Origin of the sequence: Caulobacter sp. 602-2, assembly GCF_011043625.1 — a bacterium.
Lineage (GTDB): Bacteria > Pseudomonadota > Alphaproteobacteria > Caulobacterales > Caulobacteraceae > Caulobacter.
In genome coordinates this window covers 352,874-377,091 of record NZ_JAAKGT010000003.1, presented here as the reverse complement: position 1 = coordinate 377,091, position 24,218 = coordinate 352,874, and the positions used below count along the sequence as shown (strand labels likewise).

18 protein-coding genes are annotated in these 24,218 nt (G+C 70.2%); 7 read left to right on the top strand and 11 right to left on the bottom strand.

All coding sequences use genetic code 11. The features are described 5' to 3' along the window. Positions 1–98 precede the first annotated feature (98 nt). Positions 99–3,191 carry a TonB-dependent receptor gene (locus G5B46_RS10035; protein WP_165258288.1) on the top strand — a complete coding sequence of 1,031 codons (3,093 nt, stop codon included), beginning with the start codon at positions 99–101 and terminating at the stop codon, positions 3,189–3,191. Between the two features lie 142 nt (positions 3,192–3,333). Here the strand turns inward: G5B46_RS10035 and G5B46_RS10030 are convergent, their stop codons facing one another. From G5B46_RS10030 to G5B46_RS10005, 6 genes are all read right to left on the bottom strand, one after another. Continuing rightward, on the bottom strand, positions 3,334–3,702 hold the full coding sequence (locus tag G5B46_RS10030) for a response regulator (protein ID WP_058349259.1): 369 nt from the start codon (positions 3,700–3,702) through the stop codon (positions 3,334–3,336). A gap of 5 nt (positions 3,703–3,707) precedes the next feature. Further along, on the bottom strand, positions 3,708–5,330 hold the full coding sequence (locus tag G5B46_RS10025; protein ID WP_165258286.1) for an HWE histidine kinase domain-containing protein: 1,623 nt from the start codon (positions 5,328–5,330) through the stop codon (positions 3,708–3,710). Positions 5,331–5,479: 149 nt separating this feature from the next. Further along, positions 5,480–6,595 carry a 3-dehydroquinate synthase gene (aroB, locus tag G5B46_RS10020; RefSeq protein ID WP_165258284.1) on the bottom strand — a complete coding sequence of 372 codons (1,116 nt, stop codon included), beginning with the start codon at positions 6,593–6,595 and terminating at the stop codon, positions 5,480–5,482. 4 nt (positions 6,596–6,599) lie between these two features. After that, complete coding sequence (locus G5B46_RS10015) at positions 6,600–7,175, bottom strand: shikimate kinase (RefSeq protein WP_165258282.1); 576 nt, start codon at positions 7,173–7,175, stop codon at positions 6,600–6,602. Between the two features lie 132 nt (positions 7,176–7,307). Then, on the bottom strand, positions 7,308–9,650 hold the full coding sequence (locus G5B46_RS10010) for a TonB-dependent receptor (RefSeq protein ID WP_205691580.1): 2,343 nt from the start codon (positions 9,648–9,650) through the stop codon (positions 7,308–7,310). A gap of 204 nt (positions 9,651–9,854) precedes the next feature. Beyond that, entirely contained in the window at positions 9,855–12,293 is a 2,439-nt protein-coding gene (locus tag G5B46_RS10005) for a membrane-bound PQQ-dependent dehydrogenase, glucose/quinate/shikimate family (protein WP_165258280.1), read from the bottom strand. Positions 12,294–12,525: 232 nt separating this feature from the next. Between G5B46_RS10005 and G5B46_RS10000 the strand changes: the two genes are divergently transcribed. From G5B46_RS10000 to G5B46_RS09975, 6 genes are all read left to right on the top strand, one after another. Beyond that, positions 12,526–14,007: a hypothetical protein gene (locus G5B46_RS10000; RefSeq protein ID WP_165258278.1), complete on the top strand. Its 1,482-nt coding sequence runs from the start codon at positions 12,526–12,528 to the stop codon at positions 14,005–14,007. Then, entirely contained in the window at positions 14,004–14,921 is a 918-nt protein-coding gene (locus G5B46_RS09995; RefSeq protein ID WP_165258276.1) for a tyrosine recombinase, read from the top strand. The genes G5B46_RS10000 and G5B46_RS09995 overlap by 4 nt, the downstream gene beginning before the upstream one ends. A 102-nt stretch (positions 14,922–15,023) precedes the next feature. Then, a complete protein-coding gene (locus G5B46_RS09990) occupies positions 15,024–16,157 on the top strand; it encodes a hypothetical protein (protein ID WP_165258274.1) in 1,134 nt (377 codons plus the stop codon). Positions 16,158–16,476: 319 nt separating this feature from the next. Then, a complete protein-coding gene (locus G5B46_RS09985) occupies positions 16,477–17,895 on the top strand; it encodes a metallophosphoesterase family protein (RefSeq protein ID WP_165258272.1) in 1,419 nt (472 codons plus the stop codon). Between the two features lie 97 nt (positions 17,896–17,992). Continuing rightward, positions 17,993–18,214, top strand: a complete 222-nt coding sequence (locus tag G5B46_RS09980; RefSeq protein WP_058349252.1) for an alkylphosphonate utilization protein — start codon at positions 17,993–17,995, stop codon at positions 18,212–18,214. Between the two features lie 107 nt (positions 18,215–18,321). Next, positions 18,322–20,391 carry an ATP-binding protein gene (locus G5B46_RS09975; protein WP_165258270.1) on the top strand — a complete coding sequence of 690 codons (2,070 nt, stop codon included), beginning with the start codon at positions 18,322–18,324 and terminating at the stop codon, positions 20,389–20,391. Here the strand turns inward: G5B46_RS09975 and G5B46_RS09970 are convergent. The 5 genes from G5B46_RS09970 to G5B46_RS09950 all read right to left on the bottom strand — a co-directional run bounded on the left by G5B46_RS09970 (position 20,388) and on the right by G5B46_RS09950 (position 24,156). Beyond that, positions 20,388–21,038 carry a hypothetical protein gene (locus G5B46_RS09970; protein ID WP_165258268.1) on the bottom strand — a complete coding sequence of 217 codons (651 nt, stop codon included), beginning with the start codon at positions 21,036–21,038 and terminating at the stop codon, positions 20,388–20,390. The genes G5B46_RS09975 and G5B46_RS09970 overlap by 4 nt on opposite strands. Continuing rightward, the gene (locus G5B46_RS09965) at positions 21,035–21,346 is read right to left on the bottom strand and encodes a PadR family transcriptional regulator (RefSeq protein WP_165258266.1); all 312 of its coding nucleotides are present in this window, start codon (positions 21,344–21,346) and stop codon (positions 21,035–21,037) included. The genes G5B46_RS09970 and G5B46_RS09965 overlap by 4 nt, the downstream gene beginning before the upstream one ends. Positions 21,347–21,414: 68 nt before the next feature. Beyond that, a complete protein-coding gene (locus tag G5B46_RS09960) occupies positions 21,415–22,362 on the bottom strand; it encodes a phosphotransferase (RefSeq protein ID WP_165258264.1) in 948 nt (315 codons plus the stop codon). A 77-nt stretch (positions 22,363–22,439) separates the two neighbouring features. Further along, on the bottom strand, positions 22,440–22,925 hold the full coding sequence (locus G5B46_RS09955) for a VOC family protein (RefSeq protein ID WP_165258262.1): 486 nt from the start codon (positions 22,923–22,925) through the stop codon (positions 22,440–22,442). Between the two features lie 343 nt (positions 22,926–23,268). Beyond that, positions 23,269–24,156: a LysR family transcriptional regulator gene (locus G5B46_RS09950; RefSeq protein WP_165258260.1), complete on the bottom strand. Its 888-nt coding sequence runs from the start codon at positions 24,154–24,156 to the stop codon at positions 23,269–23,271. Positions 24,157–24,218: the final 62 nt, after the last annotated feature.

The following is a 24,218-nucleotide window of genomic DNA, read 5'->3' as shown; positions in this document are numbered from 1 at the left end:
GGCGATTCCGCTATGAGACGCCCCGGGGGAAATTCTTGATGCTTAATCGTAACGTTCTGTTGGGGACGACAGTCCTCATCGGTCTGGCCAGCGCTTCCGTGGCGTTCGCCCAGACTTCTCCTGCCAAGCCGAACCAGCCGGCGACCCAGACCGCCAGCAAGGAAGACGGCAGCGAAGTCGAAGAGCTGATCGTCACCGGCTCGCGCATCCGTCGCAACGAGTACACCTCGGCTTCGCCGATCCAGGTCATCACCTCGGAGCAAGCGACCCTCGAAGGCCTGATCGATACTGCGGAAGTTCTGCAACAGTCGTCGGTCGCCTCGGGTTCGTTCCAGGTGAACAGCCAGCTGATCGGCACGCTGGCCTACGGCCAGGAGCAGGTCACCTCGGGCGCCAACTACATCTCGCTGCGCGGCCTGGGGGCTAACCGCACGCTGGTGTTGCTGAACGGCCGTCGCGTCGGCCCGGCCGGCGTCTCGGGCGCCATCGGCCCCGTCGACCTCGCCGTGATCCCGCAGTCGATCATCGCCCGTCAGGAAATCCTGAAGGACGGCGCTTCGTCGGTCTACGGCTCGGACGCCGTCGCCGGCGTGGTCAACATCATCACCAAGGACAACGTCGATGGCGGCGCCATCACGGTCTACGGCAACCAGCCCTTCGAGAGCGGCGGCGAGCGCTTCCAGGTCAACGGCAACTGGGGCAAGACCTTCGACCGCGGCTACATCGGCATCTCGGGCGACTACTACAAGCGCAACCCGCTGACCCGCGGCGACCGCGACAACCTGCGCTGCACGCAGAACGTCTACTTCGACCCGACCAACGGCGACCGCCTCGACCAGCGCCTGCACGACGGTTCGTACCTCTGCAGCAACATCACCAACAACGCCATCCAGGTCGTCGACAACGTCAACAACCGCGTTCTGGTCTACGCCCAACCGGGTCGTGACTACGGCACCGCCCAGTACGGCAACGACTCGCCGTACGCCGGCATGGCCCGCGTGAACCGCGCCGGCTATCCGACCACGTACCGCAACGCCGACACCTATCTCGACACCCCGCTCTACGCGCAGGAGCAGGTCATCAACCCGATGACCCGTTACGGCGTGTTCCTGACCGGCGGCTTCGATCTGACCTCGAAGACCGAAGTCTACGGCGAGTTCATGTACTCGCGTCGTGAGACCGAGACGAACCAGATCTCGAACGTCGGCCCGGCCACGGTCACCAGCACCAACAACGGCATCCTGGGCTCGACCACGGGCGGCCTGCTGGCCTCGAACCCGAACAACGTGGCTCCGAACGGCACGCCCTTCGGCTACACCACCAGCGTGTTCATCGCCCGCACCCTGTTCGCCAACCAGAACGTCGACTACCTGCGCGGCGTGATCGGCATCAAGGGCGAACTGCCCGAACTGCCGGTGCTCGGCGGCTGGCACTGGGACGCCTACGTCCAACGCGCCAAGTCGGACGGCGAATACAACAACGAGTTCATCTACACCGACCGCCTGACGGCCGTGTCGGGCGCCAGCGCCTGCACCAACAACCCGGCCTTCATCGGCAACAAGTCGGGCTTCAGCTGCGCCAACCTGAACGGCGGCGCCGGCATCCCCTGGACCTCGCAGCGCGTCGTCTCGGGCCAGTTCAACGACCAGGAGCGCGCGTTCCTGTTCGGCTGGAACCGCGGCACCACCGAGTACACCCAGACGACGGCGGAAGTCTCGATCACGGGCGACCTGTTCACCCTGCCGGCCGGCCCGCTGGGCGCGGCCTTCGGCGTGTCCTGGCGCAAGGACGAGATCAACGACAACCCGGGCGAAAACGCCCTGGCTCGTAACATGTACAACTACACCACGGCCGGCATCACCAAGGGCTCGGACACCGTCCGCGAAGCCTACGGCGAACTGGACATCCCGGTGTTCAAGTCGCTGCCGCTGGTCCAGAGCCTGAACGTCAACCTGTCGGGCCGCATCTCGGACTACGAGTCGTACGGTCAGAGCGAGACCTACAAGGTCGGCGTGAACTGGCAGATCGTGCCGGCCCTGCGCCTGCGCGGCAGCTACGGCACCTCGTTCCGCGCTCCGGCGCTGTTCGAACAGTTCATCGGCGCCCGCACGGCCTTCCAAAGCCAGGCGATCGACCCCTGCGTGAACTACCAGAACAACGAAAACCCGGTCATCCGCGCCAACTGCGCCGGCACCAACCACCCGGGTCTGCCGGCTGGCACCAGCATCCCGGAAAACTACACCGGCACCGGCGTTCCGTCGGCCCTGGTGCTGACCGGCGGTGGTCGTGACGTCCTGAAGCCGGAAACCTCCGACGCTTCGATGGTCGGCGTGATCTGGACGCCGTCGTTCATCGACCTGAGCGTCGCGGTCGACTACTTCGAGTACGACGTGAAGGACGAAATCCGCACCTTCGGCGCGGCCAACATCCTGTACCAGTGCTACAGCCGCACGGACTTCCCGAACAACCCGTACTGCTCGCTGTTCACCCGCACCAACACGCCGTCGACCACCAACTACGGCATCACGCAGGTCGACAACTCCTACGTGAACGTGGCGGCGCAGAAGAACCGCGGCATCGACATGAACGTGCGCTACCAGCACGAGTTCGGCGAGACCCGGATGATCATCGACGGCCAGTTCACCTGGCAGCTCGAGGACACCACCGAGCTCCTGGGCGCGGCTGACGCCGAAGACTACAACGGTTCGACCACCGAGCCGGACTTCACGGGCGGCGTCAACGTCCGCTTCGAGCGCGGCGACTGGACCCTGGCCTGGGGCGTCGACATGTACGGCAAGGCTTCGGACACCGAAGTGCTGGGCACCGACCTGGCCTCGACCAACGCCACGTACAACGTGACCTGCACGTTCACCCCGACCGGCAGCACGACGCCGCAAGTGGGGGCCTGCTCGTCGTTCCGCAACGCTTCGGGCGCCCTGGCGACCCCGGGTTCGCTGGTGGTGAACAACCAGCCGATCTACCGCAAGCTGTATAACGAGTTCACGGCCTACCACAACATCTCGATCACCCGCCGCAAGGACGACTGGACCTTCCGCGCTGGTATCCAGAACCTGTTCGGCGAGGAAGCGCCGCTTGCCGGCAGCGGTCTGTACCGCAAGGGCACCGCGGCTCTGAACCTCTACGATCTGCTGGGCCGTCGCGGCTGGATTTCGGTCACCAAGACCTTCTAATCCCGACGCGAGCTTGCTCGATCGAGGGCGGCGGAGTTTCTCCGCCGCCCTTTTTCGTGCGCGCCGGGCAAGCGCGCGGGCATGAAAAAACGGGCGCGCCGCAAGGCCGCCCGTTCTTTGTTTCTCAGAGGGTCTGGAAGCCTCAGACGACCTGGGCGGCGAGGCCTTCGAGCACCCGGCGCAGGTCGGCTTCGCGGAACGGCTTCTGCAGCACCGGCGAGCCCTTGTGCGGTTCGGTCAGGCCCGCCTCGCCGTAGCCGCTGGCGAAGGCGAAGGGCACGCCGCGCGCCTTCAGGGCGTCGGCGACCGGGAAGATCGGACGTCCGCCCAGGTTGACGTCGAGCAGGGCCGCGTCGATCTCGGCCGAGCCGGCCAGGCGCAGGGCCTCCTCGATCTCGGCGGCCGGACCCACGACCTCGCAGCCGAGATCGCCGAGCATGTCCTCGACCAGCATCGAGACGAGGGCTTCGTCTTCGACCACCAGTACCTTCAGGGCGGCGAGGGTCTTCATCTGTTTCACGGCTCCAGGGCGGCGAGGGGCAGCGTCATGGCGCAGCCCAAGCCTGATTGATCATAGGCGAGACGGACCACGCCGGACAACTCGCCGGCGAGGCCCTTCTCCAGAAGGCGGGCGCCGAAGCCGCGACGGCTCGGCGTGGTGACGGCGGGGCCGCCGCGCTCGGTCCAGCGCAGGACGAGACGGGCGGGGGCTTCCGGCGGCTCGATGGCCCAGGCCACGGTGACCCGGCCTTCCGGCGTCGACAGCGCGCCGTACTTGGCGGCGTTGGTGGCCAGCTCGTGCACGGCCATGCCGATGGCCACGGTGGCCTTGGGATTGAGCCGCAGGTCGCGGGCGTAGTCGAAATCCAGGCGCTCGCGGCCGGCGAAGGCCTCCAGCTCGGCGTCGACGATCTCGCGCAGGCTGGCGCTTTCCCAGTTCTGTTCGGTCAGCAGGTTGTGGGTCTGCGACAGGGCGATCAGCCGGGCCTCGAAGGCCTCGCGGAAGGCAGGCAGGTCGTCGGCGGCGCGCAGGGTCTGGGCGGCCATCGACTGGACGGTGACCAGGGTGTTCTTCACGCGGTGGTTCAGTTCGTTGAGCAGAAGGCGCTGGCGCTCCTCGGCGCGCTTGCGCTCGGTGATGTCCAGCGACACCCCGGCCATGCGCCGCACGCCGCCGCCGATCACCGGCGTCTCGTCGCGCACGGCGGCGCGGCCGCGGGCGTGCACCCAGCGCGTCTCGCCGCTGGGGATCACCACGCGGTACTCGATGTCGTAGTCGCCCCCGGTGCGGATCGCCTCGTCCATCGCCGCCAGCATCCGCTCGCGGTCGCTGGCGTGGATGGTGGCGACCAGGTCGTCGAAGCCGAAGGTCTCGTCGGAGGTGCGGCCGTAGTTCGACTTGCAGATGTCGGAGGCGTCGTAGGCGCGGGTCTCGACGTCGAGTTCCCAGGAGCCCAGGCGGCCGGAATCGAGGGCGAACTTCAGGCGCTCCTCGGTGCGGCGGCGCTCGGTGAGCTCGCGGTCGCCGGCCTCGCCGGCGCGGCTCCATTCGATGGCGACGGCGGCCTGGGCGGCCAGGCCCACGATCACGGTCTCGGCCCGCGCGTCGAAGCGGCCCGGCTCGCGATGGCCGAAGAACAGGCCGCCCAGCACCAGGCCGTCGACGGTCTTGACCGGCGCGGCCAGATAGCTGCGCACCGGCAGGTGGCCCTCGGGCATGCCCTTGTAGGGGCCGCTGAGGCCGTAGCGGGGATCGGCCAGGATGTCGTCGGAACGCACCACGCCCACGCCGTCGAAGGTGGGGGCGAAGATCGCGGTCTTGCGCGGCATCGGAAAGTCGGCGAACGCCTCGGGCGGCGCCCCGGCCAGGCCGTAGAGCATGTAGCTCTCTCCGGCCTTGTCGACGACGTTGTAGAAGAAGGCTCCGAACTGGGCGCCGATCAGCTCGACGCCGCCGTCGATCACCGCCTGGACGGTCTCGCCCAGGCTCTGGTGCGCGCCGATGGCCGCGGCGATGCGGCTGAACGCCTGGTTCCGGCGCACCTCGTCGGTGTGAGCAGCCTGCGCTTCGGCCAGCCGTCGGCGGAGATCGGCAATCTCCTCCGTCGCTGACACCGCGTCGGCCTCCAAAACGGTCACCTAGGCTCCCCCCTAGACCCCATCGCCGACACTCCGGCGCGTCGACTTGAACGCGCCGCAACCACGGCGGTTCCGCTCGATCGTAAACAAGCTTGGCCTTTAGGGAAGCGGGATTGCGGACGAGCAGAAACGCCCGTCTTGCAACCGCTTCAGCCCGCGGCGCCTTCGCTCACCAGGAAGGCGCGAAGCGGGGCCGGATCGACGCCCTTGGCGACGAACGCGTCGCCGATGGCGCGCACCAGCACGAAGGTCAGGGCGCCGCCCTCGGCCTTCTTGTCCTGGCCCATGTGGGCGATCAGGGCGTCGGCGTCGAACGGCTCGGGCCGCACCTCGGCCAGGGTGGTCGGCAGGCCGGCGGCCTTGATCGCGGCCACGGCACGGACGGCGTCCTGCGCGGGGCACAGCCCCTGGGCGGCCGAGAAGCGGAAGGCCTGGGCCATGCCCACGCCGACGGCCTCGCCGTGCTTGAGCGCGTCGCCGAAACCCATCTCGGCCTCGATGGCGTGGCCGAAGGTGTGGCCGAGGTTCAGCAGCGCGCGGCGGCCGGCCTCCTTCTCGTCCTCGGCGACGATCTCGGCCTTCATCTCGACGCTGCGGCCGACGGCGCGGACCAGGGCCTGGGTGTCGCGCTCGAGCACGGCGTGGACGTTCTTTTCCAGCCATTCGAAGAAGTCGAAGTCGCCCAGCAGCCCGTACTTGATGACCTCGGCATAGCCGCAGGCCAGCTCGCGGGCGGGCAGGGTGGCCAGCACGTCGAGGTCGGCCAGGACGAGGCGCGGCTGATGGAAGGCGCCGATCAGGTTCTTGCCGCGCGGGGTGTCGATGGCGGTCTTGCCGCCGACCGAGCTGTCGACCTGGGCCAGCAGCGAGGTCGGGATCTGGATGAAGTCGACGCCGCGCTTGTAGATCGCCGCGGCGAAGCCGGCGAGGTCGCCGATCACGCCGCCGCCGAAGGCCACGATCATGTCGCCGCGCTCCAGGCCCAGCGCCAGCAACTGGTCCGACAGGTGCGCCAGGCCCTCGAAGCTCTTGGTCTCCTCGCCCGGCGGCAGCACGATGACGTCGACCGAGGCGCCGGCCTTCTCCAGCGACACCGACAGGCGCTCGACATGGTGCTCGCCGACATTGGCGTCGGTGACCACGGCGCAGCGCTTGCGCTTGGCCAGGAACGGCAGGACGTGCTCGCCGGCCTTGTCGATCAGGCCCGTGCCGATGACGACGTCGTAGGCGCGATCGCCCAGGCCCACGGGAACGGTGCTGATCACGGTCTTACTCTCCGGTAGCGGACGCGGCGGCGAGGCGGCCCTGCAGGGCGGCGATGACGGCCTCGACGGCCACCATGTGGGGCGTGTCGCCGGTCTCGACGGTCAGGTGGGCCTCGCCGTAGGCGGGGTAGCGGGTCACGGCCTGCTCGCGCAGGACGTCCATGGGGTCGCGGTTCTTCAGCAGCGGCCGGCCGTCCTTGCGGCCGACGCGGCGGGCCAGAAGCTCCAGGTCCGCCTTCAGCCAGACGGCGATGGCCTTGTCCTTGATCAGGGCGCGGGTCTCGGCGTTGACGAAGGCGCCGCCGCCGGTGGCCAGCACGTGCGGCGGCTCGTCCAGCAGGCGGGCGATGACCCGGCGCTCGCCGTCGCGGAAAGCTTCCTCGCCCATCTCGGCGAAGATCTCGGGGATCGAGCGGCCGGCGGCGCGCTCGACCTCGTTGTCGGCGTCACGGAACGGCAGGTCGAGGGTGTTGGCCAGGCGGCGCCCGACGCTGGACTTGCCAACGCCCATCAACCCGACCAGCACGATGGTCCGGTCACGGAGGTCTGGATAGCGGGGCGGAACGAGATCGGCGGTCATGGTCGGTTCCCCCGATACACGACCCGCGCCCCCGCCGCCACGCCCTGGGTTCCGCTTATTCCTGGGGCGGGCGCCATGTTTCGTGAAAGAGCCTCCCCGCCCGTGACGGCGGGGAGGCGCAGGCTTCCGTGCTTAGAAGTCGAAGCCGATGGTGGCGAAGATCTGCCGCGGCGCCGAGGAATGGAACACCAGGATGGAGCCGGTCGCGTCGTCGGGCGCGAACACGCTGCTGTCGAAGTTCGACGCGTAGCGCTTGTCGGTCAGGTTGGTGATGTTCAGCGAGGCCTTGGCGCCCTTCATGACGCCGACCTGGTCGAACCGGTAGGCCAGGCCCAGGTCGAAGGTGGTGTAGCCGCCGAAGCTCTGGTCGTTGGTGTAGGTGTAGTAGCGACGGCCGGTGTACTTGCCCTGCAGCGAGGCGGAGAACGGTCCGCGCTTGACGCTGACCACGCTGGCGAACATCTCCTTGGGCGTGTCGACCTGCTGCTTGCCGGCCGTCTTCTTGATCACGCAGGTCGCGCCCGAGCACCAGTTGAGGTCCTCGTCGTAGGTCGACTTGTTGTACGAGGCCGAGTTGTACCAGTTCAGCCACGACAGCGGTTTCCACAGAACGCCAAGCTCGGCGCCCTTGCTGGTGACGCTGCCGGCGTTGTGGAAGGAGTTGCCGCAGCCGGGGTTCTGCTGCTGGTTGGTCGGGCAGGGGTTGTACTGCAGCAGGCGGTTGTCGAAATCGACCTCGTAGGCCGAGATCGAGACCTGCAGGCTTTCACCCACATAGCGGTAGCCGGCGTCGAAGCTCTTGGAGGTCTCCGGCTCCAGGTACTTGCCCTGGGCGTCCCAGACGGCCTGGCTGACCGACTGCGGGCCCAGTTTGAAGCCGCCCTGGAACATGGCCATGTTCTCGGCGTAGCTGGCGAACACCTCGTGGCCGGGCGCGATGCGCCAGCGCGCGCCGGCTTCCGGCAGGAAGCTGTCGGACGCCTTCAGCGAGCCGCTGGCGAACTGGGTCGAGGCGGCCGCCGGCGCCTTGGCGATACCGGGCAGGGCCGTGGCGGTCGACTTGGCGTTGGTGCTCTTGAAGCCGAAGTCGATGCTCAGCGCGTCGTCCAGCAGGGTGATGGTGTCCTGCACGTAGAACTGCTGGGTGGTCCAGTCGGTCTTCTGCACCCACTGGGCGGTGTCGGGACGGCCCTTCAGGTACTGCGCCAGGCTGAACGGGCCGGTGACGTTGGTCCAGATGTAGCGGGCGGCGCTGCTGGTGTTCTGCTCCAGCCAGAGGCCGGCCTGCAGATGGTTGAAGCCGGCGGTCCAGGCCAGGCTCGCGATCACGCCGTCACGGTCGATGGTGTAGCGGGTGTCGCGGATCTGCACCGGCAGGTCGTCGGCCGTCGACGCCGTGCCCTGGTTGGACAGGCCGGTGATGAAGTTGTTCCCGGCGCCCTTGTTCTCGTGCTTGTAGACCTGACCGTGGGCCTTCAGCGTCGGGGTGATGTCGAAGTCGGCCGCGATGTAGAACAGGTCGTCGTTGCGCAGGATCTGGCCGTTGGTGAAGGTGACGTCGCTGAGCTTTTCCGGCGCCGTCGAGGTCACGCACTTGGAGGCCAGCGAGGCCACCGAACAGGCGGCGCGCGACACGTAGGCGTTCCAGTCGGGCGCGTAGCCGCCCCAGTCCCAACCCAGGCGGCTTTGCATGTCCTTCGACAGGTAGGCGTCGTCGGCCTGGTTGGTGCGCGAGATGTCGGCGAAGGCCGTCACCTGGCCGCGCTCGCCCTTGTAGGTCAGCTTGCCGTTGAACTGCTTGCCGGTCGACTTGTTGTAGACCGGCTGGTTCACGAACAGGTCCTGCTGGGCGTAGTGGCCCGACAGGTAGGCCGACCAGCCGTTGTGCTCGCCGGTGTCGAAGCGCGCAAAGGTGCGCCAGGTGTCTTCGCTGCCGTAGCTCTGGCTGAGCGACAGACCCATCTCCTTCTTGGGATCGGCCGAGACGTAGATCAGCGCGCCGCCGAGGTTGCTGGTCGAGGGGATCGACAGGCCGGCGATGCCGGTGGCCAGGTCCGCGCGGCCGAGGTTCTCGGAGATCAGCGCGCGGCTGATCGTCAGGCCGTTGTAGTTGTTGTAGGCGCCGTCGCCGAGCGGCATGCCGTCGAGCGTGTAGCCGAGGTGGGTGGTGTTGAAGCCGCGCACCTGCAGCGACAGCGACTGCTCGTTGACGCCCAGGGCGTCGATCGACTGGGCGCTGACGCCCGGCAGGAAGTTCAGGGCCTTCTGCACGCTCGTGCCCGGGGGCAGCACTTCGAGGCTGGCCGGCGTGAGGGTCGAGACCGAGCGGGTCTGGCCGCTGCCGACCACGACGACGCCGTCGAGCTCTTCGGCGGCCGCGGTCGAGGTCGTCGCGGCGGTGTCGGCCGCCTTGGCCTGGGCGGCGATCATGAGGCAGGCGGCGATCGCGATCGCGCTGGCGGACCGTTGCAGCATCTTAAGGCATCCCCCGAGACGGAAACGCCACAGGGAACTGTTGCCCACGGCGCCGTTTGTTTTCAGCGCCGCGTCTATTTCACAGGTTGATGACAGTTTTTCCGCAACAGCATTCGGCGCCCGTCGCGCCGTTGTCGTCCGTCGAAGTCCGAGCATTCGACGAACGACAACTATGGTGCGGGAGGCGGGGCGGCCGGGGCGTGCCTACTTCAGGGCGTAGGCGATGACGTAGTCGCCGCGGTCGGGCGACTGGCGCGCGCCGCCGGCGGTGATCACCACGTATTGCTTGCCGGTCCTGGGCGAGCGGTAGCTCATCGGGCCGCCCTGGCTGCCCACCGGCAGGCGGGCCTTCCAGACCTCCTTGCCCGTCGCCGAGTCGAAGGCCCGCAGGTAGTAGTCCTGCGTGCCGGCGAAGAAGACGAGGCCGCCCTGCGTGGCCAGGCTGCCGCCCAGGGTGGGCAGGCCGATCGGCATGGGCAGGCCCATCTTGATCCCCAGGGGGCCGGTGTCGCGCACCGTGCCGACCGGGACCTGCCACTTGATCTTCCGGGTGGTCATGTCGACGGCGGTCATGGTGCCGTAGGGCGGGGCCTGGCAGGGGATGCCCAGCACCGACAGGAAGCGGTTCTTGTCGACCGAATAGGGCGTGCCCTTCAGCGGCACGGCGCCCATGCCGGTGTTGACCGCCTCGCCGCCGCCCGAGGCCGCCGCCTTGCTGGTGTCCTGCGGGATCATCCGCACCCACAGGCCAAGGCGCATGTCGTTGACGAAGAGGGTGTTGGTGGTCGGGTCGGTCGACAGGCCGCCCCAGTTCATGCCGCCCAGCGAGCCGGGGAAGCTCAGCGACTTGTCCGTGCCGGGGGCGGTGTAGAGCCCCTCGTAGCGCATGCCCTTGAAGGCGATGCGGCACAGCAGCTGGTCGAAGGGCGTGGCGCCCCACATGTCGGCCTCGCTCAGGGTCTGGGCCCCGATCTGGGGCATGCCGGTCGAGCGGGGCTGGGTCAGGGCGTAGGGCTCGCCGGGGATGTCGGCGGCCTTGACCGGCACATTCTCGACCTTGGTCAGGGGCTGGCCCGTGGCGCGGTCGAGCACATAGAGCTGGCCAGCCTTGGTGCCGAAGACCAGAGCCGGAACGCTGCCGCCGCCGGCCTTGGGGAAGTCGATGAAGCTGGGCTGCATCGGCACGTCGAAGTCCCACAGGTCGTTGCGGACGGTCTGGAACACCCACTTCTCGCGGCCCGTCGTGGCGTCCAGCGCCAGCATCGAGGCGCCGTAGCGGTGGTCGAGCGCGCTGCGGGTCTTGCCGTAGAGATCGACCGAGGCGCTGCCCACCGGCATGAACACGGTGTTGGAGGCGGCGTCGTACGACATCGAGGACCAGACGTTGGGGGTCGAGCGGGCGTAGGTCTTGCCGGCCGGCGGGGCGCCGGTGATCGACGGATCGCCCGGATCGAAGGCCCAGCGCAGGGCGCCGGTGATCACGTCGAAGCCGCGCACCACGCCGCCGGGCATGTCGACCTGGACGTTGTCGGCGATGCGGCCGCCGACGACGACGGTCGTGCCGGCCAGGGTCGGGGCGGCGGTCAGCTGGTACTGCGGGTCGGGCGCGTCGCCGAGGCCGGCCTTCAGGTCGACGCGGCCGGCGGTTCCGAAGTCCTGGCAGGCCTTGCCGGTGTCGGCGTCGAAGGCCATCAGCGCGGCGTTGATGGTGTTCATCAGGATGCGGCGGCGGCACGGCGCGCCCTCGGGCACCGTCGCGGCCGGGACGGGTGTCGAGCCGGCGGCGGTGGGCTGAAGCAGCGGCGCCCCGGCGTCGAAATAGGCCAGGCCCCGGCAGCGCATCCAGACCGAGGCGCGGGCGTCGACGACGGCCTTCCACTTCTCGGCGCCGGTGTCGGCGTCCAGCGCGACGACGTTGTTGTGCGGCGTGCAGATGTAGACCGTGTCGCCCACCTGCAGCGGTGTGTCCTGGTCCTCGGCGCCGTTGCCGTCGCTGACCGCGACGTCGCCGGTGCGGTAGGTCCAGGCGACCTTCAGGCCCTTCACATTGTCACGGGTGATCTCGTTTAGCGCCACGAAGCGGCTGGCGCCGGCGGTGTTGCCATAGGCCTCCCAGTTCTTCTGGGCCTTGGCCGGATCGACGGGGACGAGGGCGGCGGCCGCGCCGGTGAAGGCCACGGTGGGGTGGGGAAAGAACATGGCGGCGAAGCCGGCGCCTGCGCCCAGGGCCAGCACCGCGCCGGTCGCCAGGGCGGGAACCAGGGCCGGCGGCCTGCCGCTGGCCCGCGCCATCAGCGGATAGGAGAAGGCGACCACGGCCGCGCCGACGCTCAGCGCCAGCAGGCGCGAGATCAGCGGCCAGAACGACGGGCCTGTCTCCCACAGCGCCCAGACGATGGTCAGCACGAAGACCGCGCCGAACAGCAACGCCCCCGTGGTCCTGGCCCGGAAGATCAGCGCGCCCGACACGGCCAGCGCCGCGCCGGCGGCCAGGAAGTAGGGGCTGCCGCCCAGCGCCAGCAGCTTGCCGCCGCCGATCAGGAAGAACAGGCCCGCGGCCAGGATGACCGCCCCGAGCAGTCCCAGCCAGAGTCGGGCCAGGGGGCCAAGGGCGGTGCGAGCGGCGGACAGGGTGGTGGGCATGCGGAGGGGTCTCCCATGGATGATCGACGCGGCTCGACCACTCCCGCCCGGCTGGGCGCATGGAGCCCCCCACGGGCTCAAGCTCGCGAAAGGCAAGCTGTACGTTCGGGCAGTGAACCCGAACGCGGCCGGCCTGCAAGCTTTTATGGCCGACCGGGGTTACGCGCTCGCGCCCCGGTTCGGCCGCCGCACCGTCTTCTGCCTGCCGCGCTTCCTTGCCATAGTAGGGACCATGGCTTTTCCCTCGCGTTCCCCGCTGGCGCTCGCCGCCGCCGTTTCCGTCCTCGCCGTCGCGGCGCACGCCCACGCCCAGGACCCGGCGGTGGCCGTCAGCACGCTGGCGCCGCCGGACCTGTTCTCGAACCCCGCCGCCGACACCGGCCTGCCGGGCGACCTGTGGAAGGACGCCTCGCCGGGCCTGATGCGCGAGACGCTGCCCAAGCTGGGGGCCAAGCCGCTGTCGCCGGCCTTCGCCGACTTCGCGCGGCGGGTGCTGGCCACCGGGGCGCGGGCGCCGGCGGGCGTTGGCGATGATCCAGAGATGGGCGGGGCGCGGGCCCTGGCCCTGATCGCCCTGGGCGAGGCGGCCGGCGCCAAGCGGGTGATGGACCGCACCCCGGGCCTGGACCAGAACGCCGCCCTGGCCATGGCCGCGGCCGAGGCCAATCTGATCGCCGGCGACGACGACCGCGCCTGCGCCGTGGCCGACGCGCTGAGCGCCGATCGCGGGACGGGCTACTGGCTGCGGCTGCGGGCCTTCTGCCAGGCGCGGGCCGGCCAGACGGCCGAGGCCCAGCTGACCTTCAACCTGGCCCAGCAGCAGGGCAAGGACGCCGACTACGCCCGGCTGATGCCGGCCCTGCTGTCGGGCGCGGCGCCGACGGGCGGCGCCAACCTGCGCACCGGGATCAACTACGCCCTGTCGAAGAAACTGGGGCTCGACATCCAGGCCGCCGCGGCCACCGCGACCCCGGCCACCCGGCCGCTGCTGGCGCCGCCGGCCACGGATCTGGCCGCCGCGCAAGCCGCCGACTGGGCGTTCCTGAAGTCGGCCAAGCCGGGAGCGGACTTCGCCGCAGCCGCCCGCGGCGCCGCGCCGCTGATCGCGGCCATGGTGGCCGCCGACGCGCCGCTGACCGATCCGGGCCTGTTCCTGCGCGCGGCCCTGACCGCGGGCGACGTGAAGACCGCCCAGGCGATCCGGGGCAAGATGACCGGCGACGCCATCCCTGGCGTCGGCAACCAGGACCTGGCGCTGTTCGACGCGGCCCTGGCCGCCAGTTCGGGCGGTTCGACCGACCAGGCGCTGGACCGGCTGGTGGAGCTGGGCGCGAGCGGCGGCGCCAAGTCGCCGGTCCAGCCGGCCGCCGTGGTGCTGCAGGCGCTGGGCGGGACGCTGAGCACCGAGGACCGCGCGACCTTCGCCGGCTTCGAGGGCGGCAAGTCGAACGCTTCGGCCGCACGCCTGGCGCTGCTGGACGCGGCGGCCGCGGCCGGCCGCAAGGGCGAGGCCGCGGTGCTGGCCCTGTCGGTCGCCGCCGACGCCGGCGTCGCCGGACCTTCGGCCGCCGATCGCGCCCGCATCGTCGCCGCCCTGAACCGCGCCGGTCTTTCCGCCGACGCACGGGCCCTGGCCGTGGAGGGCCTGCTGCCCGCGCCGCCGGCTCCCCTCGCGCCGAAGCCCGCCGCCAAGCCGGCGGCGAAGAAGAAATGAGCGCAAAGGCAGAGGGCTGGGTCGAGGCCTTCCTGGAGATGATGGCCGTCGAGCGGGCGGCCGCCGCCAACACCCTGCGCGCCTACGAGAAGGACCTGGAGGACGCCCGGGGCTTTCTGGGCCGCTCGGGTAACGACCTGGACGCGGCCGACGCGGAGGCGATCGAGGCCTATTTCCAGGACCTGGGGGCGCGCGGCCTGTCGCCGGCCACGGCGGCGCGGCGGCGCTCGGCCGTACGGCAGTTCTATCGCTTCGCCCTGGGCGAGGGGTGGCGCGCCGACGATCCCTCGCGCCGCGTCGTCGCGCCCAAGGCCGGCCGGCCGCTGCCCAAGGTGCTGTCGCGGGCCGAGATCGACGCCCTGCTGGCCGCCGCCGCGGAGAAGGACGGCGCCCAGGGCCTGCGCCTGTCGTGCATCATCGAGCTGCTCTACGCCTCGGGCCTGCGGATCAGCGAGCTTCTGGCCCTGCCGCTGTCGGCCCTGGCCCGCGACCCGGCCTTCCTGATGGTCAAGGGCAAGGGCGGCAAGGAGCGGCTGGCCCCGCTGAACGATGCGGCCCGTGCGGCGGTGAAGGCCTATCTGGAGGGAAGGCTGCAATTTCTGCCAAAGGGCCAGAAGGACAGCCCGTGGCTCTATCCCTCGCGCGGCAAGGGCGGGCGGCTGACGGCGCGGCGAGTGTCGCAACTGCTGGAGGACGCGGCGATCGCCGCCGGCATCGACCGCGAGAAGGTCAGCCCCCACGTGCTGCGCCACGCCTTCGCCACCCATCTGCTGGAGGGCGGAGCCGACCTGCGGGTCATCCAGACCCTGCTGGGCCACGCCGACATCGGCACCACCCAGATCTACACCCACGTGGCCGGCGAGCACTTGGCCGAGGTGGTGCGCACCAAGCACCCGCTGGGGCGCAAGGACTGAGAGCGAAAGGGTTTCGGGCGCGAAAAGCGCGGCTGTCACAAACTCCGGGTTGTGGCGTGCGGTGACGCTTGCCATAGATCGGCCCCTGGAAACGGGGGTTCCATGTCCAAGAAATCGATCGTCGCCGCTGTCGTCGGCCTGCTCGTCGTCGCGCCCGGACTGGCGCACGCGGCCAAGCCGATCCGCGTGTTCACCCAGCTCGGCAAGGACCTGCCCGGCCAGATGGCCGACGAGACCGTCTGCACCGACTACGCCAAGGGCGTGCCGACGCCCGGCCTGCCGCCGCCCGTGGTGACCGGTGGCGGCGTGGCCGCCTCGGCGGGCGCGGCCTTGGCCACCGGCTTCCTGGCCGGCCTGGAAGAGGCCAAGGCCCGCCGCGCCAGCTACGAGCGCTGCATGCGCGCCCGCGGCTACACCAAGGTGAGCCTGACGGCCGAGGAGGAGGCGGCCCTGAAGGCGGCCAAGAAGCAGCCCGAGCGCGAGGCCTGGTTCGCCGCCCTGCTGGCCCGGCCCGACCTCGCCCAGCGCATCGAGGCCGCGCGCGCCGACATCCTGGATCTGCCGCCGGTTCCCGACGCCAAGATCGGCGCGGCGGGCCTGGTCTTCGACCTGTCGCAGGCCAAGGCGGCCGAGGGCGCGGTGGGCGAGGGCGGCGCGCTGGCGACCCTGCCGGCCAGCCACCTGGCGACGGCGCGGCTGACCACCGAGTACCCGGTGTCGAACATGCTGGGCATCAACAAGCGCGGCGAGGCCGGGGCGGTGTTCCACGCCGTGGCGCGCGGGCCGTACGTGGCGCAGTGGTGCGGACCGTTCGTCAACGGCTCGGTGCAGGGCAAGGTCACGCAGATGGGCTGCGTCGAGACGGCGGGCGACGGCTTCAAGGTCATCAATGTCGGCGGCGAGTCCTGGCTGGCCGGAGACCTGTTCGTGGGCGGCTTCCCGGTCGACGACGGCCCCAGGCTGGAGGCCAGCGCCGAGGATCTGATCGGCCCGGTGACGGTGGCCATCAAGCTGGACAAGATCACCAAGAAGGGCGTGCGGCTGTCGGCCGTGGGCGAGCGCGACGGCAAGGCCGTGCGGGTCTGGGTGGGCGGCGGCAATTTCGACGCCGAGGGGCGCCTGGTGGTGCCGCTGTGGACCCATCGCCTGACGATCACCCGCCAGGACCAGGCCATCGCCGCGGTGCTGAGCGCCGACGGCGACGGGCGCGACTGGTACGGGACCGCCGCCCCCTAGGGTCGGTACTCAATTGACCGAGGGCAATGAGTTATCTGTTTCAATAGCTTATAGCAGTTGTCATCCCGGCCGCAGCGCAGCGGAGCGCCGGGATCTCCCACAGTTCAGAACCTGCCAACGTGGGAGATCCCGGCTCTACGGATCGCTGACGCGCTCCGCCGGCCGGGAAGACACGTTTCTTTGCACGCCAACTGAGTCCGCACCCTAGGCCGTCCGCGGCCGAAAAGGCGAGCGACCTTCGTCAATCTGTCACGGAACCCGGGCAGGAACCGCGGCGACGGTTCGGGACGCGTTGGTCGTCAGTCGACGGAGGGAAATCATGGGGCTGCGGAAACTTCTGGTCGGCGCGGCGGCCATCGGGCTGGCGGTGCTGGCGACGGCGCCGGTCCTGGCCCAGGAGGCGCCCCAGCCGATCCCGCGCTCGCCCGGCCTGCCGTTCAAACCCAAGGGCCTGCCCGACCGCATCGTGCTGACCGCGGGCGCTGATCCCGCGCGCGAGATGGCGGTGGCCTGGCGCACCGATCCGCGCCAGGCGGGCGCCGAGCTCCAGCTGGCGCCGGCCATCGACGGCCCCAGCCTGGCGTTCCACGCCAAGACGCTGTCGGGAACCACCCAGGCGATCGACAGCGCCAACGGTCCGGCCCTCTATCATCAGGCCCGCCTGACGGGCCTGTCGCCGGATACGGCCTATGTCTACCGCGTGAAGGGCGCCGACGGCTGGAGCGAGTGGCTGCAGTTCCACACCGCCGCGGCGACGTTCCGCCCGTTCCGCTTCCTCTATCTGGGCGACACCCAGAACGGCATCCTGCCGATCGGCTCGCGGGTGATCCGCCAGGGCTTCCAGTCGACGGCCGCGCCGGCCCTGGTGCTGCACGCCGGCGACCTGGTGGCCCAGCGCGACGACCTCGACCACGACGACGAGTGGGGCGAGTGGACCGCGGCCGGCGCCTACAACTTCTCGACCGTTCCGCAGCTGCCGGCCACGGGCAACCACGAGTACGTGGACGTGGCCAGGCCGGACGGGACCGAGAGCCGCAAGCTCGGCCCCTACTGGCCGCTGCAGTTCGTGCTGCCGACCAACGGCGCCGAGCCGGTGAAGCAGACGACCTACTATGTCGATTACCAGGGCGTGCGGTTCATCATCCTGGACGGCACGGCCGCCCTCGACCTCGGCGCGCTGGAGGCCCAGACCCGCTGGCTGGACCAGACCCTGGCGGCCAGCAAGGCCAAGTGGAACATCGTCACCTTCCACCAGCCGATCTTCACCTGCGCGCGTCCGAACGACACCGAAAAGCTGAAGGCCGCCTGGAAGCCGGTGTTCGAGGCCCGCAAGGTCGATCTGGTGCTGCAGGGCCACGACCACTGCTACGCTCGCCTGACCAGCGAGGCCGGCAAGGTCGACGCCGCCCGTCGCCACGCCGCCGGCCAGCCGCAAGGGCCGGTCTACGTGGTCTCGGTGGTCGGCTCGAAGATGTACGCGCTGAACGACCGCGCCCTGACCCAGCCCGACAAGGTCGCCGCCGACACCGAGTTCTACCAGGTGATCGACGTCGACGCCGACAAGCTGGGCTTTTCCGCCTACACCGCCAGCGGCAAGCTCTATGACGCCTTCACGCTGAAACGGGCCAGGGACGGCTCCAAGACCCTGGTCGAAAGCAAGGAGTCGATGCTGGCCCAGCGGATCTGCAACGGCGCCGTCGGGCCGGACGGCGCGCCGTGCCTGGGCCGGGCCAAGTAGGCGCGGCGGAAACCGCTTAGACTTTGCCTCCGACGCGCTCTAAGAAGCCCATACTTTATGTGTGGGCTTCGCAGCGGCGAGGCCGAGGAGTCTTTCCATGTCCGACGAAACCCGCGATTCCAACGGCGCGATCCTGGCCGACGGCGACAACGTCACCCTGATCAAGGACCTGAAGGTCAAGGGCTCGGGCGGGGTGACCCTCAAGCGCGGGACGCTGGTCAAGAAGATCCGCCTGACCGGCGATCCCGACGAGATCGAGGCCAATGTCGACAAGGTGAAGGGCCTGGTGCTGCGCACCGAGTTCGTCAAGAAGGCCTGATCGCGCCCGTCGTGAGAAATTCCCGTTTCGTCTTAACCTTATAGGCGGGGTTAGGCGCGATCCTGCCGGCGATTTCGTCGGGGGACGAGGGGATCGCGAGTACGCGTATGGTGGCTTCAAACGGGTTCGAGGGCGAGGGGCGACAGACGCGCCTGCTGCTGGCGCTGATTTTCGCCTACGCCGTCACCATCGCTTACTGCGACCTGCTGACAAGGGGGCCGTCGGGGATGGCCACCCTGTGGCCATGCAACGGCCTGCTGGCCGGCGGCCTTGTCTTGCTCACCCCGCGCCGCAGCCTGATCCTGCTGGTCGTCACCACCATCTGCCACGTGCTGCTCGACCGCCTGGGCGGTACGGCGCCGGCGATGACGGCGCTGTTCACGGTGCTCGACACCATCGAGGCCGCCCTGATCGCGGTGGTGCTGCGCAGGGCCTTCGGCGGGCCTCCAAGGATGAAGAACCTGGCCCAGGCCCTGCGGGTGGTGGGGCTGGCCTTGCCGATCACCGCGGTGCTGGCCGTGATCGGCGCCTTCGCCAGCGCGCCGATGCTGAACGTCTCGCTGCCGGTGCTGATCAAGAACTGGATGTTCGTCAACGCGCTGGGCATGACGGCCGGCCTGCCGATCGCCCTGATCCTGTTCGATCGGGGCATCCAGCGCGGCTTCGAGCGGCCGGTGTGGGAGAAGATCGCCTGCTACGTGATGGTGGCGGTCGCGGCCCTGATCGCGTTCGGCCGGCCCGGCCACGCCCTGCCGTTCCTGGTGTTTCCGGCCGGGGTGCTGGTGGCGTTCCGGCTGGGTCCGAAGGGTGCGGCCTGGACGACGGTGATCGTGGCCGCCATCGCCGCGCCGCTGAGCGTGCTGGGCATCGTCGCCGAGGCCGCCACGCGGGCCCAAGCCTCCGAGCGCATGCACGCCCTGCAGTTCCTGGTCAGCGCGCTGCTGTTCACCTGCCTGGCCGCCGCCCTGGCGCTCGCCAACCAGCAGCGCCTCAAGCAGCTTCTGGTGCGTCGCCAGGCCCTGGCCCGCAAGGCCCAGGCCCGCGCCCAGGCCGCCAGCCAGGCCAAGACCGAGTTCCTGGCCACCATGAGCCATGAGATCCGCACGCCGCTGAACAGCGTGCTGGGTTTCACCCGCCTTCTGGCCGACCGCGACGACCTGGCGCCCGAGGCGCGCCGGCACGTGGGCCTTATCGACGGGGCCGGCGGCGCCCTGCTGACCCTGGTCAACGACGTGCTCGACTTCTCGCGGGTCGAGGCCGGCCGGGTGGAGCTGCAGGTCGGGGCCGCGCGCGCCGAGGCGGTGCTGCGCGACGCCGTCGCCATCGTCGCCCAGGACGCCCGCGCCAAGGGTCTGGCGCTGGAGGTCGAGGCAACGGGCGAGACGGGGCGCGATCACGGGCTGGACGCCGACCGCCTGCGCCAGGTGCTGCTGAACCTGCTCAACAACGCCGTGAAGTTCACCCCGGCCGGACGGGTGACGGCGCGTCTGGCCGTGACGCCGGGCGAGGACGCCGACCACCTGCGCATCGAGATCGTCGACACCGGCATCGGCGTGCCGCCGCAACTGCGCGACCGCCTGTTCCAGCGCTTCAGCCAGGGCGACAGCTCGGTGACCCGGGCGTTCGGCGGGGCGGGCCTGGGCCTGGCGATCAGCAAGGCGCTGGTCGAGCTGATGGGCGGGCGCATCGGCATGAACGCCAACCCGGACCAGGGCTCGACCTTCTGGATCGAACTGGCGGCGCAGCCTTGCGAGGCGGCGCCTCCGGTGGCGGTCGCGGCCGGCGGCCGGATCGCCGCCGCGCGCATCCTGCTGGTCGACGACCATCCGATGAACCGCGAGATCGGCGGCGCCTTCCTGGCCCTGGCCGGCTGCGAGGTCGTCACCGCCGAGAACGGCCAGGAGGCGGTCGACATGGCCCGGGGCGGCGGCTTCGACATCGTGCTGATGGACATCCACATGCCTGGCATGGACGGCCTGACCGCCACCCGGGCCATCCGGGCCCTGCCTGGCCCGGTCTCGGCCGTGCCGATCATCGCCATGAGCGCCGATGCGCTGCCTCAGCAGATCGCCCAGTGCCGCGAGGCCGGCATGGTCGACCACGTGGCCAAGCCGATCCAGAAGGACCTGCTCTACGCCACGGTCGAGACCTGGCTGGCCGAGCCCGCGGCGGCCTAGGCGGCGGCGAGCTTGGGCCGCGTCCAGCGGTCCAGGCCGTGGAGCGACAGTCCGGCCGCCAGCAGCAGGCCGAAGGCGGCGATGTTCAGCCAGGCGAAGCCCAGATGCGACGGGGCGGGCCAGAACGCCATCAGCATGGCGCTTCGGGCCGTATGGGTCAGGGCGCCGACCAGGACGGCGACGAACAGGCCGCGCATCCGGCCCTTGACCACGAACCAGGCCGCGGCCGCGAAGCTGAAGCCCATGACGAGCGTCAGCATGAAGTTCCACGGTTGGAACTGCATCAGGCTGCCGATCGCCTGCTCGGCGGAAGCGCCGCGGAACATCCCCAGCCGGCCGGCCCATCCTTCCATCCCGCTGAGTTTCAGGTCGGCCAGGACGAGCAGCCAGTAGCCGGTCGGGAGTACGTGGAAGGCGGCGGCCAGCATGGCCAGGGCGGCGACGAACAGGCGAGCTGAGGTCAGGGCGATGCGCATGGGGTTGATCCTTCGGCGATAGGCGGCGAGCACGCAGCCGGCGGCGAAGGCCAGGGCCTCGTCCGGCGCGTCGATGGCGGAAAGTTCGGCCTTCATGCCCGCGGCCCAGTCGCGCTGGGCGGCCGGCAGGACGGCGGCGGCGTGGTCGAGCAGGCGCTTGGCGAGGCTCATGGCCGGACCACCGAGGGCTGGAGCGAGACGGCGCCGGGCTGGGCCTCCGCGCGCTGGCGCGCCAGGGCGACGCCGGCGGCGGTCAGGCGATAGGCGTGGCGCGCCGGGCGGCCGGGCTGGAGCGGCTGGCGCCACTCGGCCTCCAGGTAGCCCTGGTCGGACAGCCGCATCAGCAGCGGATAGAGCGTGCCCGACTTCAGGCCCGTCTCCTTGGAGAGGTCGTAGCCGTAGCGCCAGGCCTGGGGCTGGGCCAGCAGGGCGGCGAGCACGCCGACCGTCTGGCGCGAGATGTTGGGTGCGCGGGTCATGTCGCTATTAGCGATATATGTAGAGTTTGAGTCAAGCGGCTTTGTAACGACGTTCTTTCAGACCGTCTTCATGTCGCCGCGTCGAGCCGCGCGAGGCCGTATTCGAGGCGTCCCTCCCAGGTTTCCAGCAGGGGCTGGCCCTCGCCCATGGCCGCGTGCAACTGCTGCAGCGGCCAGGCGGAGGGATCGCAGGGCAGGCGGGCGCCCGGGCGTTCGTCCGACGCCAGGGTCAGGAACATCACGGCGTAGAACAGGTGGCTGACGCGCCGGGCCAGGGCCAGGCGAGCCCGTTGGCGATCGCCCGGCGGGGCGCCGAAATAGACGGTCAGCAGTCGGTCGGCGGCCTGGGGCGAGGGGGCGAACAGGTTGGCGACGGCCGCCAGGTCGACATAGCGGTCGGCCTGGAACGCGGCCTCCCAGTCCACCAGCCACAGGCGGGCGCCGTCGCTGAGGATGTTGCGGGGATTGAGGTCGTTGTGGCTGGAGACCGGCTCGGCGCCCGCCGCCCGGCTGGCCGTGGCCAGTTCGGCCCACAGCGCCGCCAGCCGCCCGCGGGTCTCGGGCGCCAGCAGCGGCCTGGCCAGCAGGCCTTTCATCAGGCCGTCCAGGGCGTCGACATAGTCCATCAGCGGCGGGAAGGCCGGGGTCTCGTGCAGTAGGCGCACGGTGCGGGCCAGCTCGTCCAGCAAGGCCGGCCCGCCGCCGGGGAAGTCGGAAAGGGGCCGGGCGTCGATCCACTCGACGATGGTGACCCCGCCGGCCGGGTCGGCATGGCGCAGGCGCGGCGAGAGCAGGGCGTCGGCGGCGATGCGCTGGCAGGCCTGGGCGCGGGCCGGATCGCGCACCGCGTCGCGGGCGGCGTCGACCCGCAGCGCATAGGCGATCCCGCCGACGCGGACGCGCCAGCTGCCCGCGCCCGAGAGCCCGCCGGTCAGGCGGGTCTCGGCGTCGACGACGTCGGTGGCGAAGGTCGCCCGCAGGGCGCGGGCGACGGCGGGGATCTGGGCGACGGACATCGGACGGCCTCTCGAAAGCGGTCGCCAAATTCACCCGGATAAAAAGGTGAGTCAATATTACCCGGATTAAATCTGCATCATTCGCCGCGCGCGGCCTTCTCCAGTGTCGGCACGTCGATCTTCACCATCTGCATCATCGCGGCGAACACCCGGCCGGCCACGGCCTTGTCGGGGCCGGTGGTCAGCTCGATCAACTGGCGCGGGGTGACCTGCCAGGACAGGCCGTACCTGTCCTTCAGCCAGCCGCAGGCCGAGGGCTGGCCGCCGCCGGCCAGCAGGCTGTCCCAGTAGTGGTCGACCTGCGCCTGGCCGTCGCAGTCGATCGACAGCGAGATCGCCTCGGTGAACTTGAAGTGCGGCCCGCCGTTCAGCGCCACGTGCGGCTGGCCGTCGAGTTCGAAATAGACCGTCGACACCGAACCGCCCGGCCCGGCCGGCGGCGGCACGTCGTCGGGATAGCGGTTCACCGACACGATCCTCGAATTGGGAAAGATCGAGACGTAGAAGTTCGCGGCTTCTTCGGCCTGCGTATCGAACCACAGGAACGGCGAGATCTTCGGCATGGCGTTGCTCCTCCTCCTTCGCGACGGACCGCCGCGTCTTCCCGAGGACGAAGGAACGCCCGCCATGCCGACAGGGTCGAGGAGAATTTTTGGGGGCGCGTTCCAAATCCCTCTCTCATGGAGAGAGGGAGGGGCCCACGCCGGAGGCGTGGGAGGGTGAGAGGTTACAGACTATCCGAACAGGGCAAGCGAGGGCGGGTTTGGGCTTTGGCCGACAGGGCTGGCGTGAGGCCGTTCGTGTTCAATTCGCCGATCAGCACAGCCGGGCGCGCCGGGGTTCGCCTGCAAGCACCCTCCCACCGCTTCGCGGCGGGCCCCTCCCTCTCTCAAAGAGAGAGGGGGCCTAGCCCCGCATCCAGTCGATGAACGCCCGCAGGGCCGGCGAGAGCTGGCGGCGGCTGGGGTAGTAGAGGAAGAAGCCGGGGAAGGGCTCGCACCAGTCTTCCAGCAGGGCCACGAGGCGGCCGGCGGCGATGTCGTCGGCGACGGCCTCGCGGAAGGGGAAGGCCAGGCCCGCGCCGGCGCGGCAGGCCTCCAGCATGACGACGCCGTTGTCGGTCAGCAGGGCCGGCGGCGGGGTGACGACGACGAGGCGGCCCTTGCACTCGAACTCCCACGGATAGGGCTGGCCCGAGGCGCGCCGCACCAGCAGGCAGCGATGGCCGCTCATCAGGTCTTCGGGCTTGGTGGGGGCGCCGTGGCGTTCGATGTAGTCGGGCGTGGCGACCAGGGCCTGGGAGAGCTCGCCGCCCAGCGGCACGGCGATCATGTCGGCCTGCAGCCGCTCGCCCAGCCGCACCCCGCAGTCGAAGCCGCCGGCGACGATGTCGGCCAGGGCGTCCTCGCAGACGATCTCGACCCGCACGTCGGGATAGGCGTTCATGAAGCCGCCCAGGCGCGGGGCCAGCAGCATGCGGGCGGCCGTGCTGGCGACGTTGACGCGCAGGCGCCCTGCAGGGCGGTCGCGGAACATCGCCACCTCGTCCAGCGCCGCGTCGATGTCGGCCAGGGCCGGGCCGAGCCTCGCCAGAAGCCGCTCGCCGGCCTCGGTGGGGGCGACGCTGCGGGTGGTGCGGTTGAGCAGGCGCACGTCGAGGCGGGCCTCGAGATTCCGGATCGAGTGGCTGAGGGCCGAGGCGGTGACGCCTAGGGCCTGGGCGGCGGCGCGGAAGCTGCGGCGCTCGGCGACCAGGGCGAAGACGGCGAGGTCGGGCAGGGGGCGCGTGGACATTGCTGAGAGATGCTCAGGAGTGCGTTGAGACCGCAAGCGGTTATCGTCGCGCCCCGACGGAC